Source organism: Diaphorobacter sp. JS3050 (genome assembly GCF_013154915.1).
Lineage (GTDB): Bacteria > Pseudomonadota > Gammaproteobacteria > Burkholderiales > Burkholderiaceae_C > Diaphorobacter > Diaphorobacter nitroreducens.
In genome coordinates this window covers 1947702-1960102 of the sequence record NZ_CP053553.1, presented here as the reverse complement: position 1 = coordinate 1960102, position 12401 = coordinate 1947702, and the positions used below count along the sequence as shown (strand labels likewise).

Sequence of the window (12401 nt, the reverse complement as noted above, 5' to 3'; positions counted from 1 at the left end):
GCGCAGCACGCACGGCGGTGCGCAAAAGACCGCGCGCCGCCGTGCGACAAGGTTGTCCCGCGGACTGCGCACTGCTAGCATGCGCGCCCATGTTCCCGACCACACCCGCCCACCGCACCCGTGCGCGCAACCGCGTGGGTGTCGTGGCGCGTGTGCTCTGGCCATACCAGCCGGTCGCACATTCCTCCGCCCGGCGATAAAGCACCCATCCTCTTTCCAACGCGCAGAACCACCATCGCCGGGCACCCGCCCTGCGCAACGGTGGACAACGCCTTCCCACGCCCGCTCGCGCGGGCCCTTCGTCCGCCGGGTCACCCCGGGTCCCCGCAGCAGCACCGCACGGGCGCCTTGCAAGGATTGGAGCGTCGCATGGAATTCACCAAGCAGTTTCTCCGGGCCAAGAGCCCCTGCGCCAACGGCTTTCGCTGGTTCGTGCGCCATGTCGAGGACGGTGTGGGCTACCAGCAGGCGCTGGACCAGCTGGTGGCCGCCGGCCGCGTGGACGACGCGCTGTGGCTGCTGGGCCAGTTCGGCCCCACGAACGCAGTGCTGCACCTGGACAGCCTGGAGGCCGAGGCCTTCGTGTTTGCGGGCACCGTGCAGGTGCGCGGCGGCATCGAGGTGGACGGCGTGATCCACGTCGGCCGCTCCCTCCATGCGGGGGGCGGCATCCGCGCCGGCAGGGCCATCGTGGCGGGCGAGGACATCCGCGCCGGCGCGCACATCCACAGCGATGGGCGGCTGCACTGCGGCGGCCACCTGCGCACCGACTGGGGCGTGCAGGTGCAGGAATCGCTGCACTGCGGCGGCGACCTGCGCGCGGCGTGGGACGTGGTCTGCCACGGCGCGCTCAGCGTGGGCGCCAGCGCCTTCGTGGGGCAGGACCTGCTGGTGCACGGCGGCATCGACTGCGGCAAAAGCCTGCGCGTGGGCGGGCATGTGAGCGGCGAAGGCAGCCTGCGCGCGGGGCAGGGCATCGTGGTCGGCGGAGCCATCAGCGGCCTGACGCATCTGGAGGCCGGCTGGGGCATCAAGGCGGGCGAGTGCATCCACACGCAGGGCGCCATCAAGGCCGGCGAGAGCCTGAGCGCGGGTGAGGACATCCGCGCGGGCGAAGGCTACGGCATTTTCGCGGGCCTGAACGTGCAGGAGCCTGCCTGGGAGGTGTGTGCCCAGGTCTGGGCGCAGCAGCCGCCGGCCGGCCTGCGCAGCGGGGTGTGGATGGGGCCCTGCGCCATCTGATGCCCCACAGCGGCTGCGGCTGCAAAAATCAGGAGGTCTGCTTGCGCGCGCACGCGCCGCGCTCCGCTGCTGGCACGCGGCGCCAGTCATCCGCGCGCCACGCGCAATAGCGATACTCGGGGTTTCTCGCCCGCTGCATGCCACCCATTTCTCCTTTCGCCGCCACCCGCCACCACGCCAGCGCCCGGCGGGTGTTCCTCATCTTCCTGCGCCTGGGCCTGACGTCGTTCGGCGGGCCGGTGGCCCATCTGGGCTACTTCCGCGAGGAATTCGTCGCGCGCCGCCGTTGGCTGACGGAAGACGCCTATGCCGACCTGGTGGCGCTGTGCCAGTTCCTGCCCGGCCCCGCCAGCAGCCAGGTGGGTCTGGCGCTGGGCCTGCGCCAAGCGGGGTGGGGCGGCGCACTGGCGGCCTGGCTGGGTTTCACGCTGCCATCCGCGCTGGTGATGGCGCTGCTGGGCCTGGGCCTGGTGGCGGGGCAGGGCCTCATGCCCGCGGGCGTGCTGCACGGCCTGAAGGTGGCGGCCGTGGCCGTGGTGGCGCAAGCCGTGTGGGGCATGGCGCGCAGCCTGTGCCGCGGGCCCACACGGCTGCTGCTGATGGCGCTGGCCTGTGCGCTTGCGCTGCTGTGGCCGGGCGTGGTGGGGCAGGTGGGCGCCATGCTGGTGGCGGCGCTGGCCGGCTTGGCCCTGTGGGGGCGCGCGGGCGCCATGCCGGCTCCACCATCGCAGGGCGGGCTGGCGGCCGGGGTGCGACCGCGTACCGGAGCGCTGCTGCTGGCCGCATGTGCGGCGCTGCTGGTGCTGCTGCCGCTGGCTGCGCGCGCCTGGCCTCAAGGATGGCTGGTGCTGGCCGATGCGTTCTACCGCGCCGGCGCCCTGGTGTTCGGCGGCGGCCACGTCGTGCTGCCGCTGCTGCAGGCCGAAGTGGTGGCCACCGGCTGGGTGGCGGCCGACGATTTCCTGGCGGGCTATGGATTGGCGCAGGCGGTGCCGGGGCCGCTGTTCACCTTTGCGGCCTTTCTGGGCGCTGCGGCAGGCCACGGCGCGGGCGGCTGGCTGGGCGCGGCCGTATGCCTGGTGGCGATCTTCGTGCCAGCATTCCTGCTGGTGGCGGGCGCGCTACCGTTCTGGGATCGGCTGCGGCACAACGCACGTGCCCGGGCGGCCTTGGCGGGCGTGAATGCCGCCGTGGTGGGCCTGCTGCTGGCGGCGCTCTACCACCCGGTGTGGACCAGCGCCATCCATGCGCCAGCCGACCTGGCGTTGGCACTGGCGGCCTTTGCCGCGCTGGTATGGGCGCGCGTGCCACCGTGGCTGGTGGTGCCGTTGTGCGGCGCAGCAGGTTGGCTGCTGGGCTGATGACAGAAGGAAAACGGCCTCAGCGCTTATCCATCAAGCGCTAGCAGCTCTCATTAATAGAGCATCAACCGCCCACGCTGCGGCGGTCGATCTTGCGGCTGAGCACGATGCTGGTCTGCGTGTTCTGCACGCCGTCCAGCTGGCCGATGCGGTCCAGCAGGCCGTCGAGCTGCTCGTGGCTGGTGCAGCGCAGGAACACCAGGTAGTCGAACGGCCCGCTCACCGCCGAAACCTCTTCCACCTGGGGCAGGGCCTGCAACGTTTGCAGCACCGCCGGCCCGGCCTTGGGCAGCACGCGCAGTGCGCACCACGCGCGCACGGCGCTGCCTGCCAGCCGCTGGCCCAGGCGCACGCCGTAGCCGGCGACCACCCCTTCACGCTCCAGCCGCGCGATGCGCGCCACCACCGTGGTGCGCGCCAGGCCCAGGCGGCGCGCCAGCTCGGCCGTGCCCTCGCGCGCGTTGGCCTGCAGCAGGCTGAGCAGTTGTTGGTCCAGTGCGTCCAGTTCCACGGGCATCTCCAATGCTGCCGATAAGTCGTGCAATGCCGTCGATATGACGATCGTTGATGCTTTTATCGACATTTGTAATGCTACACACTGACAACGATCCGGCCTAGCATGGCTCTACCGAACGACAACGGAAGGAGACCGCCATGACCCGCCTGCATCCCGTCAATGCTTCCCACCCGCACCGCGTACTGATCCTGGGCGCGGGCCATATCGGCCGTGCCATTGCGCTGCTGTTGGAGGACGCGGGCAGCTACACGCTCACCGTGGCCGACCGCGACGCCGCCGCACTGAAGCGCCTGCAGGTCCACAGCGCCGCCCCCTTGCAGGTGACGGACGACGCCATGCTGGAGGCTGCCATTGCCGGGCACCATGCGGTGCTCAACGCACTGCCGTTCCACCAGGCCGTGCCGGTGGCCACGCTGTGTGCACGCCATGGCGTGCACTACTTCGACCTGACGGAGGACGTGGCCAGCACCCGTGCCATCCAGGCGCTGGCCGAAGGCGCGCGCAGCGCGCTCATGCCGCAGTGCGGGCTGGCGCCCGGCTTCATCGGCGTGGTGGGCAACGCCCTGGCGCAGCGCCTGGACCGCGTGGAAGCGCTGCAACTGCGCGTGGGGGCGCTGCCGCGCTACCCCCAGGGCGCCCTGCGTTACGCCATGACCTGGAGCACCGAGGGCCTGATCAACGAATACTGCAACCCGTGCGACGCCATCGTGCAGGGCCGGCGCACCAGCGTGCCTGCGCTCGACGGGTTGGAAACGCTGCTGATCGACGGCGTGGAATACGAGGCCTTCAATACCTCGGGCGGCCTGGGCACGTTGCCCCAGACCTGGGAGGGGCGCGTGGGGCAGCTCGACTACAAGTCGGTGCGCTACCCCGGCCACCATGCCATCCTGCAGCTGCTGCTGCACGAGCTGCGCCTGCGCGACCGGCGCGACCTGCTCAAGGAACTGCTGGACGGCGCCGTCCCGACCACGCAGCAAGACGTGATCGTGATCCTGGCCAGCGCGCGCGGCCAGCGGGACGGCCGGTTGGTGCAGGAAAGCTATGCCGCCCACATCCTGGGCGCATCGGTGCGCGGGCAGATGCTCAGCGCCATCCAACGCACCACGGCCGCGGGCATCTGCGCGGCGCTGGACCTGGTCATCGCGGGCCAGCTTCCGCAGGCCGGTTTCATCGGGCAAGAGCAGATCGCGCTGGAGGACTTCCTGGCCAATCGGTTCGGGCGCATCTACCGCGTGCCGGGAAGCGAGGGGGACGCCGGGTCGGCCCAGGCCCCGCTTGCGCGGTCATTGCAAGCGGTGGGGGCCTGATCAGCGCTTTTGGTACATGGCCTCGATGGCGGCCGCGTAGTGCGCCATGAGGTTGGTGCGCTTGAGCTTGAGCGTGGGTGTCATGAACGCGTTCTCGATCGTCCATGGCTCGCGCACCAGATGCACGGCGCGCGGCACCGCATAGCGCGGGAAGCCGGCCGCCAGCTTCTCGATGCGCGCCAGTGCCGCCCGTTGGGCGCTGGGGTGCGCAAGGCTGGCAGGGTCGTTGGCGTCCAGTCCCAGTTGCCCGGCCAGTTGGCGCCACTCTTCGGCATGCACCACGGCCACGCAGGCGATGAAGGGGCGCTGCTCGCCCACCACAAAGGCCTGCTCGAACAGCGCATCGGCGGTGATGGCCAGCTCCAGGTCGGCCGGCGGCACCTTCTCGCCCGTGGAGGTGACGATGATTTCCTTGATGCGTCCCAGGATGCGGATGCGGCCGTCGACGATCTCGGCCTGGTCGCCCGTGCCCAGCCAGCCGTCGGCGGAGACGGTGCGGGCCGTATCCTCGGGGCGCTTCCAGTAGCCCTTCATGACGATGGGGCCGCGCACCTGCAGTTCGCGGTTCTCGCCGATGCGCACCTCCACGCCCGGCAAGGCGCGGCCGACGGTGGACGGGTCGTTGTCCTCCAGCGTGTTCACGCTGACCACGGGCGAGGTTTCGGTCATGCCGTAACCCTGCACCAGTTGCAGGCCCAGGCCCAGGAAGCAGTGCGCGATGGTGGGCGACAGCGGCGCGCCCCCGCTCACGGCCACGCGCACGCGGCCACCGAACTGCGCCAGCAGCGGCTTGGCCACCAGGGCACGCAACAGCGGCCAGGGCAGGGCGCGCATCCAGCCGCCCGCGCCGTCGTCCTGGGGTGCTGGCAGGCGCTGCGCGGCGCAAAACCGCTTCCAGCCCACGGCCTGCGCGGCCTGGAACAGCTGCATCTTCAAGGGCGAGGGCGACAGCGTCTCGATGAGCTTGGCATGCACGCGTTCATAAATGCGCGGCACCGACACCAGCACCGTGGGGCGCACATTCTTCAAATCCTCCGCCAGTTGCGCCACCGAGCGCGCATAGACCACGCAACTGCCCGAGGCCATGGGCAGGTAGTAGCCGCCCGTGCGCTCGAAGGTGTGCGACAGCGGCAGGAAGGACAGGAACACATCCTGTGGCGTGGGGGCGATGCGCTCCAGCACCGCCTTCACGTCGGCCACCACGTTGGCATGGCTGAGCATCACCCCCTTGGGCTTGCCGGTAGTGCCGCTGGTGTAGACGATCGCCGCCAGATCCTCAGGGCCGGGCGGCGAGGGCAGCGGCGTATCTGCCGCGGCATGCTGCAGCCAGGCAGCCAGCGGTGCGACCGGTACGTCCTGCTCGGCGGCGGTGGGCAGGCCGGTGCTGGCGTTGGTCGTCACCACGCCCATCAGGTGCGGCAGCGGCATGCCCACGTCGCGGATGCGCCGCCATTGCTCTGGCTCTTCCACGACGAGCAGCGACACCTCGGCATCCGCCAGGATGTAGGCAATGCTGCCCGGATTGTCGATGGCATGCAGAGGCACGGGCACACAGCCCGTGGCCATCACGGCCTGGTCGATGCTCATGGCATCCAGCCCGTTGGGCAGCAGGATGGCGATGCGCGCCCCCTGTGGCAGGCCCGATGCGGCAATGGCGCGGCTGCACTGCTGCACGCGCTCCTGGGTCTGTGCCCAGGTCAGGCTGATCCACTGGCCGGTGCCGGGGTCGCAGGCGCGGTACGCCTCTCTGTGGGGAGTGAGGGCGGCGCGGAACGCCAGCAGTTCGGGCAGCGTCTGCACGCCGCGCAGGTCGGGGGTGGGGGAATTCATGCGTGCAATACGTGCAGTGCGTGCCGGCAGGGCGGGGCGCCATTGCGGAGCCAAGCCGCCGGGCAAAAAGCGGAATCATAGGCCGGGCACGCGCGTTTTCGCACGATCGTTCGCAAACTTGTCGCTCGCGCGACGGAAAAAGAACGGCGGATGGGGGGCGGGCCCGGTCAGCCCGCTGCCTCCAGCCCATGCGCGAAATGCGCGGACATGGCGGCCACTGTGGCCTGCGGGTCGCGCGCGCGCAGCGCGGCCAGGATGGTTTCGTGCTCGGCCAGCGAATCCTCGATGCGTCCCTGCTTGAGCAGCGAGTTGTGACGGTTGAGCTTCATGACCTTGCGCAGGTCGGCCACCATCTGGCTGCGCCAGCGGTTGTCGGCCATCTCCAGCAGGCGCATGTGGATGCGCTCATTGATGGTGAAGAAGCGGTCGCGGTCCTGCACGGCGGCGGCCAGGTCGGCATGCAGCTGCTCCAGTTCGCGCAGTTGCTCCGGCGTGGCACGGGCGGCCACCACGCCTGCCGCGTCGCTCTCCAGCAGGCTGAGCAGGTGGTAGACATCGTGCAGGTCCTTGTCGGACATCTCGGTCACGTAGGCGCCGCGGCGCACCTTCATGGTGACCAGGCCTTCCGCCGCCAGTACTTTGAGTGCTTCGCGCAAAGGCGTGCGGCTGATGCCGAACTCCTCGGCGATCTTCAGCTCGTCGATCCAGCTGCCAGGCTCCAGCTCGCGCCGGAAGATGCGCTGGCGCAGTTGCTCCGCCACTTGTTCATAGAGTGCGCGGGGAGTGAGGGTGACGGCTGACATGGGCGGACTGTACCTGAAAAAAACTAAGAATTAATAATTACAGATCAGGTAAACTCCGCAAAATTGCGAAAACGCAGCACGCATAACCACATCTCTTTGCCATCTTTGCGAAAGCGCCCCCGCCATGAGCAGCCATCCTGATCCCATCTTCCAGTCCGCCGACCTTGCCGCCTGGGCCAAGGCCGCGGCCAAGTCCGCGCCCGGCGGCGACGTGAATGCCCTGAACTGGGTGACGCCCGACGGCATCAGCGTGAAGCCCCTGTACACGGCGCAAGACACGCAGGACCTGCCCTACGCCAACACGCTGCCGGGCTTCGAGCCCTACCTGCGCGGCCCGCAGGCCACCATGTACGCCGTGCGCCCCTGGACCATCCGCCAGTACGCGGGCTTTTCCACGGCCGAAGAATCCAACGCCTTCTACCGCAAAGCGCTGGCCGCGGGCGGGCAGGGTGTGTCGGTGGCCTTTGACCTGGCCACGCACCGCGGCTACGACTCCGACCACCCGCGCGTGACGGGCGACGTGGGCAAGGCGGGCGTCGCCATCGACAGCGTGGAGGACATGAAGATCCTGTTCGACGGCATTCCGCTGGACAAGGTGTCTGTTTCCATGACCATGAACGGCGCCGTGCTGCCGGTGCTGGCGGGCTACGTGGTGGCAGCGGAGGAGCAGGGCGTGAGCCAGGACAAGCTGGCCGGGACCATCCAGAACGACATCCTCAAGGAGTTCATGGTCCGCAACACCTACATCTATCCGCCCAAGCCGTCGATGCGCATCATCGGCGACATCATCGAGTACACGAGCAAGAACATGCCCAAGTTCAACTCGATCTCGATCTCGGGCTACCACATGCAGGAAGCCGGCGCCAACCAGGCGCTGGAACTGGCCTTCACCCTGGCCGACGGCAAGGAATACGTGAAGACGGCCATCGCCAAGGGCATGGACGTGGACGATTTCGCCGGGCGCCTGTCGTTCTTCTGGGCGATCGGCATGAACTTCTACCTGGAGATCGCCAAGATGCGCGCCGCGCGCCTGCTGTGGTGCCGCATCATGAAGGGTTTCAACGCCAAAAACCCCAAGAGCCTGATGCTGCGCACCCACTGCCAGACTTCGGGGTGGTCGCTCACCGAGCAGGACCCCTACAACAACGTGGTGCGCACCACCATCGAGGCCATGGCGGCCGTGTTCGGCGGCACGCAAAGCCTGCACACCAACGCGCTGGACGAAGCCATCGCGCTGCCCACCGAATTCAGCGCACGCATCGCGCGCAACACGCAGCTCATCATCCAGGAAGAGACCCACATCACCAACGTGATCGACCCCTGGGCCGGCTCCTACATGATGGAAAAGCTCACCCAGGACATGGCCGACGCCGCCTGGAAGATCATCGAAGAGGTCGAGGCGATGGGCGGCATGACCGCCGCCGTGGACTCCGGCTGGGCCAAGCTCAAGATCGAGGCCGCGGCTGCGGAAAAGCAGGCGCGCATCGATTCGGGCAAGGAAGTCATCGTGGGCGTGAACAAGTACAAGCTTGCCAAGGAAGACCCGGTGGACATCCTGGAGGTGGACAACGTCAAGGTGCGCGAGAACCAGATCGCGCGCCTCAACGCCATCAAGACAAAACGCGATCAAACCCAGGTCCAACAAGCGCTGGCTGCTCTTACTTCTGCAGCAGCAAGCGGCCAGGGCAACCTGCTGGATCTGTCGATCCAGGCGATTCGCGCACGCGCCACGGTGGGCGAGGTGTCCGACGCGCTGGAAAAAATCTTCGGGCGCCACCGCGCCGATACGCAAAAGGTGACCGGTGTGTACGCTGCTGCCTACGACTCGGCCGAAGGCTGGGAAAAGCTCAAGGGTGAAATCGATCAGGCAGCCGAACAGCTCGGTCGCCGCCCGCGCGTGATGATCGCCAAGCTCGGCCAAGACGGCCACGACCGCGGTGCCAAGGTGGTGGCCACGGCCTTTGCCGACCTGGGGTTCGATGTCGACATGGGCCCGCTGTTCCAGACCCCCGAGGAGTGCGCGCGCCAGGCCATCGAGAACGACGTGCACGCGGTGGGCGTCTCCACCCTGGCCGCGGGCCACAAGACGCTGGTGCCCGCCATCATCGAAGAACTGAAAAAGCAGGGCGCCGACGACATCATCGTCTTCGTGGGCGGCGTGGTGCCCGCGCAGGACTACGACTTCCTCTACGGTGCAGGCGTCAAGGGCGTCTATGGCCCCGGCACGCCGATCCCGGCCAGCGCCAAGGACGTGCTGGAGCAAATCAAGAAGGCGCAGGCGCAGTGACCCCCCAGCAGCTGCAAGAAGGCATCCTGCACGGCACGCCCGCCGTGCGGCGCCGCGCCATGGCCAAGGCCATCACGCTGCTGGAATCCACGCGGGCCGACCATCGCACGCAGGGCGACGAACTGCTCACCGCGCTGCTGCCGCACACGGGCCGGGCGTTTCGCCTGGGCATCAGCGGCGTGCCTGGCGTGGGCAAGAGCACCTTCATCGAAGCCTTGGGCCTGCACCTGATCGCACAAGGCCTCAAGGTGGCGGTGCTGGCCATCGACCCGTCATCCACCGTCTCGGGCGGCTCCATCCTCGGTGACAAGACGCGCATGGAGCACCTGTCGGTCCAACCCGATGCCTACATCCGCCCCAGCCCGTCCAGCGGCACGCTGGGCGGCGTGGCCGAGAAGACGCGCGAGGCCATGCTGGTGTGCGAGGCTGCGGGCTATGACGTGGTCATCATCGAGACCGTGGGCGTGGGCCAGAGCGAGATCGCCGTGCAGGGCATGACCGACATGTTCTGCGTGCTGCAGTTGCCCAACGCGGGCGACGACCTGCAGGCCATCAAGAAGGGCGTGATGGAGCTGGCCGACCTGGTGGTCATCAACAAGGCCGACATCGACCCGCACGCCGCCACACGCGCGCAGGCGCAGATCACTTCCAGCCTGCGCCTGCTGTCCATGCATGGCAACCCCGAGCATGCGCACCACGACGAATCCCTGTGGACGCCGAAGGTCATCACGCTCAGCGCGCTGAAAGGCGAGGGGGTGGATCGCTTCTGGGCCGCGGTGCAGGAGTTCCGCCGCCTGCAGACGGCCAACGGCCGCCTGGCCGCGCGGCGCGAGCGGCAATCCCTGGCGTGGATGTGGGAGCGCATCGACGCGGGCTTGAAGCAGGCCTTCCGCCAGCACCCGCAGGTGCGCGAGCTGCTGCCCCGCCTGCAGCAGGACGTGGCCGCGGGGCGCGTAGCGGCCTCCACTGCAGCACGAAATCTGCTCGCAGCGCAATCTGGACAAGCGCTGCAAGCTACTATTTAAATAGCACTTCACTGAAAGAGCGACCATGCAAGACATCCTGGATCAACTGGAGAAAAAGCGCGAACTCGCCCGCCTGGGCGGTGGCCAGAAGCGCATCGACGCCCAGCACAAGAAGGGCAAGCTCACCGCGCGCGAGCGCATCGAGCTGCTGCTGGACGACGGCACCTTCGAGGAATGGGACATGTTCGTGGAGCACCGCTGCACGGACTTCGGCATGGAGAACACCAAGATCCCCGGTGACGGCGTGGTCACCGGCTACGGCATGATCAATGGCCGCCTGGTGTTCGTGTTCAGCCAGGACTTCACGGTGTTCGGCGGCGCGCTGTCCGAGACCCACGCCGAGAAGATCTGCAAGGTCATGGATCAGGCCATGAAGGTCGGTGCGCCGGTGATCGGCCTGAACGACTCGGGCGGCGCGCGCATCCAGGAGGGTGTGGCTTCCCTGGGTGGCTATGCCGACGTGTTCCAGAAGAATGTGCTGGCGTCCGGCGTGATCCCGCAGATCAGCATGATCATGGGCCCCTGCGCGGGCGGAGCGGTATACAGCCCGGCCATGACCGACTTCATCTTCATGGTCAAGGACAGCTCGTACATGTTCGTGACCGGCCCCGAAGTGGTCAAGACCGTGACGCACGAAGAAGTCACGGCCGAAGAACTGGGCGGCGCCATCACCCACACCACCAAGAGCGGTGTGGCCGACATGGCCTTCGAGAACGACGTGGAGGCGCTGATGATGCTGCGCCGCCTGTACAACTACCTGCCGCTCAACAACCGCGAAAAAGCCCCGGTGCGCCCCAGCAACGACCCGGCCGACCGCATGGACCTGAGCCTGGACACCCTGGTGCCCGACAACCCGAACAAACCGTACGACATGAAGGAGCTGATCCTCAAGACGGTGGACGACGGGGACTTCTTTGAGCTGCAGCCCGAGTACGCCAAGAACATCATCATCGGCTTTGCCCGCATGGAAGGCCAGACCGTAGGCATCGTGGCCAACCAGCCGCTGGTGCTGGCGGGCTGCCTGGACATCAAGTCCAGCATCAAGGCCGCGCGCTTTGTGCGCTTTTGCGATGCGTTCAACATCCCCGTGGTCACGTTTGTGGACGTGCCCGGCTTCATGCCAGGCACTTCTCAAGAGTACGGCGGCATCATCAAGCACGGCGCCAAGCTGCTTTACGCATACGCCGAATGCACGGTGCCGAAGATCACCGTCATCACACGCAAGGCTTATGGCGGCGCGTATGACGTGATGGCCTCCAAGCACTTGCGCGGCGACGTGAACCTGGCCTGGCCCAACGCCGAGATTGCGGTGATGGGTGCCAAGGGCGCGGTGGAAATCATCTTCCGCGAGGACAAGAACGACCCCGCCAAGCTGGCCGCCCGCGAGGCTGAGTACAAGGCGCGCTTTGCCAACCCGTTCGTCGCCGGCGCACGCGGCTTCATCGACGACGTGATCCTGCCGCATGAGACACGCAAGCGCATCTGCCGCAGCCTGGCCATGCTCAAGAACAAGCAGCTCGATAACCCGTGGCGCAAGCACGGGAACATTCCGCTGTAAGCAGGCCAGGCCGGCAATGACGCACACCCGCCCCGTATTTTTCTCCCGGGTCGATGCCTGGATCCCGGCCATCGGTCCCGTGACCGGTCTTGCCGCGGTCGGCATGGCGCTGCCGCCGGCCCTGCGCTCGGGCGCTACGGCCGAGGTGGCCGTGCTCGGGATCGTGCTCGCGTCCACGCTGATTCTGCCGATCTGGCTGCTGCTCGATACCCACTACACGTTCACGGCGGACACGCTGCGCGTGCAGTGCGGCCCATTTTGCTGGCGCATCGCGCTGGCCGAGGTGTCCGAGGTGTCGCCCTCGCGCAGCTGGGTGTCTTCGCCCGCGCTTTCGCTGGACCGCCTGCGCATCCGCTATGGAAGAGGGCGCAGCATTTTGCTATCGCCGCGCGAGAAGCAGCGGTTTGTGGAGCAGCTGCGTCAGCAGTGCCCCCACGTTTTAGTTACCGGTTTTTGAATTCCCTCCTGAGG

Annotated in this window: 10 protein-coding genes; 7 read left to right on the top strand and 3 right to left on the bottom strand. The window is 67.8% G+C overall.

What is annotated here, in order from left to right; genetic code table 11:
* Window positions 1-369 precede the first annotated feature (369 nt).
* Together HND92_RS09485 and chrA are read left to right on the top strand one after the other, a co-directional pair.
* Window positions 370-1242 (top strand): hypothetical protein, encoded by an 873-nt coding sequence (locus tag HND92_RS09485; protein WP_172206828.1) that lies wholly within the window; start codon window positions 370-372, stop codon window positions 1240-1242.
* Between the two features lie 137 nt (window positions 1243-1379).
* Window positions 1380-2603, top strand: coding sequence for a chromate efflux transporter (chrA, locus tag HND92_RS09480; protein WP_172206827.1), 1224 nt, complete (start codon window positions 1380-1382; stop codon window positions 2601-2603).
* Window positions 2604-2667: 64 nt separating this feature from the next.
* Here chrA and HND92_RS09475 read toward each other — a convergent pair whose 3' ends face one another.
* Window positions 2668-3120, bottom strand: coding sequence for an Lrp/AsnC family transcriptional regulator (locus HND92_RS09475; protein WP_011805279.1), 453 nt, complete (start codon window positions 3118-3120; stop codon window positions 2668-2670).
* Window positions 3121-3257: 137 nt separating this feature from the next.
* Here HND92_RS09475 and HND92_RS09470 point away from each other — a divergent pair, with 137 nt between their 5' ends.
* Window positions 3258-4427 (top strand): saccharopine dehydrogenase NADP-binding domain-containing protein, encoded by a 1170-nt coding sequence (locus tag HND92_RS09470; RefSeq protein ID WP_172206826.1) that lies wholly within the window; start codon window positions 3258-3260, stop codon window positions 4425-4427.
* Here HND92_RS09470 and HND92_RS09465 read toward each other — a convergent pair whose 3' ends face one another.
* Window positions 4428-6257, bottom strand: coding sequence for a long-chain fatty acid--CoA ligase (locus HND92_RS09465; protein ID WP_172206825.1), 1830 nt, complete (start codon window positions 6255-6257; stop codon window positions 4428-4430).
* Window positions 6258-6424: 167 nt separating this feature from the next.
* Window positions 6425-7060 carry a GntR family transcriptional regulator gene (locus HND92_RS09460; RefSeq protein WP_015913371.1) on the bottom strand — a complete coding sequence of 212 codons (636 nt, stop codon included), beginning with the start codon at window positions 7058-7060 and terminating at the stop codon, window positions 6425-6427.
* Between the two features lie 124 nt (window positions 7061-7184).
* On the opposite strand from HND92_RS09460, the gene scpA reads away from it, so the two are divergent.
* The 4 genes from scpA to HND92_RS09440 are packed head-to-tail and all read left to right on the top strand — an operon-like array spanning window position 7185 to window position 12387.
* A complete protein-coding gene (gene scpA, locus HND92_RS09455; RefSeq protein ID WP_172206824.1) occupies window positions 7185-9347 on the top strand; it encodes a methylmalonyl-CoA mutase in 2163 nt (720 codons plus the stop codon).
* On the top strand, window positions 9344-10372 hold the full coding sequence (gene meaB, locus HND92_RS09450) for a methylmalonyl Co-A mutase-associated GTPase MeaB (RefSeq protein ID WP_172206823.1): 1029 nt from the start codon (window positions 9344-9346) through the stop codon (window positions 10370-10372). Before scpA ends, meaB begins: the two co-directional genes overlap by 4 nt.
* Before the next feature lie 25 nt (window positions 10373-10397).
* Entirely contained in the window at window positions 10398-11930 is a 1533-nt protein-coding gene (locus HND92_RS09445; RefSeq protein ID WP_135149239.1) for an acyl-CoA carboxylase subunit beta, read from the top strand.
* 16 nt (window positions 11931-11946) lie between these two features.
* Entirely contained in the window at window positions 11947-12387 is a 441-nt protein-coding gene (locus HND92_RS09440) for a PH domain-containing protein (RefSeq protein WP_103737677.1), read from the top strand.
* Window positions 12388-12401 lie beyond the last annotated feature (14 nt).

Excerpts from the sequence above, each read along its gene's own strand:
- HND92_RS09465 (WP_172206825.1), bottom strand. The coding sequence starts at position 6,257 with ATGAATTCCCCCACCCCCGACCTGCGCGGCGTGCAGACGCTGCCCGAA.
- HND92_RS09445 (WP_135149239.1), top strand. The coding sequence starts at position 10,398 with ATGCAAGACATCCTGGATCAACTGGAGAAAAAGCGCGAACTCGCCCGC.
- HND92_RS09440 (WP_103737677.1), top strand. The coding sequence starts at position 11,947 with ATGACGCACACCCGCCCCGTATTTTTCTCCCGGGTCGATGCCTGGATC.
- HND92_RS09470 (WP_172206826.1), top strand. The coding sequence starts at position 3,258 with ATGACCCGCCTGCATCCCGTCAATGCTTCCCACCCGCACCGCGTACTG.
- chrA (WP_172206827.1), top strand. The coding sequence starts at position 1,380 with ATGCCACCCATTTCTCCTTTCGCCGCCACCCGCCACCACGCCAGCGCC.
- HND92_RS09475 (WP_011805279.1), bottom strand. The coding sequence starts at position 3,120 with ATGCCCGTGGAACTGGACGCACTGGACCAACAACTGCTCAGCCTGCTG.
- HND92_RS09485 (WP_172206828.1), top strand. The coding sequence starts at position 370 with ATGGAATTCACCAAGCAGTTTCTCCGGGCCAAGAGCCCCTGCGCCAAC.
- HND92_RS09460 (WP_015913371.1), bottom strand. The coding sequence starts at position 7,060 with ATGTCAGCCGTCACCCTCACTCCCCGCGCACTCTATGAACAAGTGGCG.
- scpA (WP_172206824.1), top strand. The coding sequence starts at position 7,185 with ATGAGCAGCCATCCTGATCCCATCTTCCAGTCCGCCGACCTTGCCGCC.